The following is a 3,311-nucleotide window of genomic DNA, read 5'->3' as shown; positions in this document are numbered from 1 at the left end:
GACTTAACCGCCGCTAGCTTCGCCTCAAAACTTATTGAACTTTTTCTGCCCATAATAAAAGTCCTACCTCCGTATCCAGTGCAAATTTTAAATATTTGAACTGTCTACTTAAGTAGGACTATATCAACGATCTGCTTTTTTGTAGCGTAAACTAATGTGCGCTTTTCCAGCATTTTCATCGTCTGGCATCCTCAATCGTCAAAACACCGCTAGGATACTTGCTGCTGATAAATTCGCGGACATTCTTGATCATCTGCTTGGTTGATGGCGCCAGGCGCTGCTGGCTCGAGGTCACAAGGGCAATCTTTCTAAAGAATGGCGTGTTGAAGGGCAGGATCTGCACTTCTCCCTGCATCTTCTGCAAAGCCAATGCTGGCAGAATTCCCAGACCCAAGCCGGCTTCCACCATTGCCACGATCGACTGGTCATCAATGGAGAACTGAATAGCCGTTGGCTGAATGGCATAGTGATCCAAGGCAGCCTTGGTATCCAAGTCATAGTCTCCTTGCTGCAGAATGAAGTTGTAGTCTTCCAGATCCCGGTGACCAACGGAAATGCCAGTCTCAGTCTTAAAGTTTTCAGGCGCGATACAGTAGATCTCATCTTCCAGCAGCTTCTCAGAAACCACTCCCTGTTCATTTTCCGGCAACATGGTAAAACCCAGATCCAGCTGGCCGCTCTTGACCGCCTGGGTGATTTCGTTGAAGCCGGCCTGGCGGACGGCAATCTTCACCTTGGGAAACTGCTTTTCAAAGTTTTGAATCAAAGGAGGCAACCAGTTGATGCAGGCCGATGAGAAGGCGCCAATCCGGATCAACCCCGTGTCCAGCCCCTTGATCTGCTGTGCCACCTGTTCCAAACGGTTCTGGTCATTAATGATTTCCTGAATTAAGGGCAGAATCTTCTTGCCATCAGGCGTCAGCTTGACCCCAGTCCGCGAACGGATGAAAACTGGAAAGCCCAGTTCAGTCTCAAGCTGATTGACCGAGTGGCTGATTGCCGAAGGAGTCACGTTCAAAACAACTGAAGCCTTATAGAAAGTCCCCTGTTCAATGACGGTTCTGAAAACCAAATATGGAAATGGCAGCATCTAACTCTCCTAACTTGAACAACTTTCATTCAAAGTGAAATAAGTTGAATTTTATTCTTGCTAACAAAGCAATTATAATATAGCCAAGTTCAAAAAACAAAAAGCGAAATTCAGAAAATCTATTTGCAAGCAAGCTGATCAGCGAAAAGCAAAGACAGAAACGATAAAATTTAGGAGAATCAGCAATCATGTTAGAAAACCTATTTGCCAGTCGAATTGATATCAAAACCAAGTCCCGCTTGGTCGGTCTCTTTCCAGACAATAATTTTGCGGACAATATTTCCTTTGGGGGCGGTTGCCCGGATGAGCAGCTCTTTCCAGCCAAGGAACTGACGGCTGCCTACCAAGACGCCGTCTGCCGGCAAATGAATCACGCTTTCCAATATCACGATATCAAAGGTCCTGAGCGTCTGCGAGAATACCTGGCAGCCAGAGCTCAAGCCAAGATGGGCATCAGCAAGGTAACTGCTGATGACGTCATGCTTACCGCTGGTGGTCAGCAAGGGATTGAGCTTGTTGCCAAGCTCTTCATTGGCAAAGGCGATGCCATGGCAGTTGAGGCTCCTTCATACGTTGGCGCTTTGGCAGCCTTCGACGCTTATGAACCGACTTACTACCAAATCGGCATGGAAAACGACGGAGTCAATATTGATCAGTTTGAATCAATCTTGAAGAAGCACCCGGAAATCAAACTATTCTATACGGTTCCCGACTTCCACAATCCAACAGGGGTTACCATGTCGCTTAAGAAGCGTGAACGCCTGGTCGAACTGGCCAACAAATACGACTTCGTCATCCTGGAAGACACCCCATATCGAGATCTGCGCTACCATGGTCAAGATTTGCCGTCAATCAAGAGCTTTGATACTGAAGGACGGGTAATCTTCCTGTCCAGCTTCTCCAAGATCCTGACTCCAGCCTTTCGCTTGGGTTGGCTGGTGGCCAGTCCCGAAATCAAGGAGCAGCTGACCAATCTTAAGTTGGCTGAAGACCTGGAAGTGCCATACATTCCTTCCGCGACTGTCGACTCCTATATTGCCAACAATGATCTTGACCAGCATATCGAGGACCTGAAGGACCTCTATCGGGCCAAACTGGACACCATGTACAGAGCCTTGAAGCAAAATTTGCCAGCCGGCACCAAAGTCAGCCATCCGGAAGGCGGCTTCTTCTTCTGGATCGAGCTTGATCCAGAAATCGATACGACTTCCTTGCTCTGGAAGCAGTCAGTACCAGACCAGCATTTGATTTACGTGCCTTCTGAAAGCTTCTACCCGAATCGCGATATCAAGAATGGCATGCGGGTCAACTTCACTGGGTCAACGATCAAACAAATCAACGATGGTTGCCGGCGCTTGCGGGCAGTAATCGACTCTGCTGAAATTTCATTGCCAGAGCTGTCACTTGCAATTTAAACCAACTTATTCTGCTTTATTAATTATTTAATTTTTGTTTTGTATCTATTATAAGCTAAATTCCTATCAGTGGAGACCGAAATTCTTCGTCTTGCATAGATTCCAATTATCTTCAATACTTATTTCTATTTGTCCCTGACGTTTTGACGCCAGGGCTTTTTCTTCTCATATTTTCTTTTTAGTGGTAAAATCGGTTTGTAATCGGTTACTTCATCAATGTTAAGGAGAAAACTATGAAGAAATTAATTGTGGCCAGTGCGCTTGCATTAACTACACTAGCAGGCCTGGCAACTAGTCCAAAGGTACAAGCAAGCAGTACTATAAAGTCTGCCAAGGTTTCCTTTAAGCAGTACAAGATAAATAAGAAGTACAAAGATGGGTTAACGGTAAAGTACTCATATAACTTGCCGCAACTTAAAGGAAAATCGGCAGCCATTAAAAAGATCAACAAGGACTTACTCAAGAAGTACAGAGAAACGTCAGATCCCTCAAAGAGTATAATTCCCAGCAAATCTACACAAGGCGATTCCAAACAGGCCGGTGCCATAAAAAAAGTCACTCACTATGACCTTACGAAAATAAGCGTTCCCTACAATAAGAACGGCATCATTTCATTTAAAGTAGACCGGAACTGGTGGGCTGGCTATCAAGATAACAATAAAAAAATACCCTATCATGTTGAAGTGCCCTACAATTGTTAGACATAGACATCTAACGATTGTGGGGTATCTTTATGACCAAATATTCATCCGAATTAAAAGTACAAGTTGCTTCCGATTATCTTAATGGCAGAGGATCATACAAGG

Annotated in this window: 3 protein-coding genes; 2 read left to right on the top strand and 1 reads right to left on the bottom strand. The window is 45.1% G+C overall.

Annotation, left to right across the window (positions count from 1 at the left end):
• Positions 1–175 precede the first annotated feature (175 nt).
• Positions 176–1,090 (bottom strand): LysR family transcriptional regulator, encoded by a 915-nt coding sequence (locus tag FYJ62_RS10300; RefSeq protein WP_154549557.1) that lies wholly within the window; start codon positions 1,088–1,090, stop codon positions 176–178.
• Between the two features lie 188 nt (positions 1,091–1,278).
• Between FYJ62_RS10300 and FYJ62_RS10295 the strand changes: the two genes are divergently transcribed.
• Both FYJ62_RS10295 and FYJ62_RS10290 read left to right on the top strand, forming a co-directional pair.
• Positions 1,279–2,505, top strand: coding sequence for an aminotransferase-like domain-containing protein (locus FYJ62_RS10295; protein ID WP_154549556.1), 1,227 nt, complete (start codon positions 1,279–1,281; stop codon positions 2,503–2,505).
• Positions 2,506–2,738: 233 nt separating this feature from the next.
• Positions 2,739–3,206, top strand: a complete 468-nt coding sequence (locus FYJ62_RS10290) for a hypothetical protein (RefSeq protein WP_229771903.1) — start codon at positions 2,739–2,741, stop codon at positions 3,204–3,206.
• Positions 3,207–3,311: the final 105 nt, after the last annotated feature.

Source organism: Lactobacillus porci, assembly GCF_009695985.1.
GTDB classification, from domain to species: domain Bacteria; phylum Bacillota; class Bacilli; order Lactobacillales; family Lactobacillaceae; genus Lactobacillus; species Lactobacillus absianus.
Note: the sequence above shows the minus strand (reverse complement) of the source record. Positions and strands in the feature narration are given on the sequence as shown.

Excerpts from the sequence above, each read along its gene's own strand:
- FYJ62_RS10290 (WP_229771903.1), top strand. The coding sequence starts at position 2,739 with ATGAAGAAATTAATTGTGGCCAGTGCGCTTGCATTAACTACACTAGCA.
- FYJ62_RS10295 (WP_154549556.1), top strand. The coding sequence starts at position 1,279 with ATGTTAGAAAACCTATTTGCCAGTCGAATTGATATCAAAACCAAGTCC.
- FYJ62_RS10300 (WP_154549557.1), bottom strand. The coding sequence starts at position 1,090 with ATGCTGCCATTTCCATATTTGGTTTTCAGAACCGTCATTGAACAGGGG.